The sequence below is a fragment of the Pontimicrobium sp. MEBiC06410 genome (genome assembly GCF_053601615.1).
Genome location: NZ_JBSHNT010000052.1, coordinates 1 through 338, shown reverse-complemented (window position 1 = coordinate 338; position 338 = coordinate 1). Strand labels below are relative to the sequence as shown.

Sequence of the window (338 nt, the reverse complement as noted above, 5' to 3'; positions counted from 1 at the left end):
CAGTACAACACTTAAAGCAGGTGTAGTTGCCCCAAAACAAATACTAGGATTGTTAGGATTAGTAGGCGTATCGATAAAAGGACAAGCACAATTAGGCGCAGTAACCATTAAGGTGTCTTGACACGATCCATTAACAGCACTAGTTGCAGTAATTGTAATATCCGTTCCAGCAGGAACACCAGTAATAGAGTTCCCTGTAACAGTTCCTGCAGAGGTCGTAATAACAGCAGAAGCAGGAGAAATGCTAAAAGAAACATCGTAAGTTAATAAGTTAGCAGCACAAGTAGTTGCAGTAAAGTTAAGTACAGGTGTTTGATTAATAGTAATAGTAGCAGTAC

The 338-nt window shown here is 39.3% G+C and carries 1 protein-coding gene; it reads right to left on the bottom strand.

Features of this window, described 5'->3' with window-relative positions; all coding sequences use genetic code 11:
• Positions 1-338 (bottom strand): hypothetical protein (locus tag ACVC08_RS00320; protein ID WP_452600523.1); only part of this gene is annotated, 338 nt, incomplete at both ends.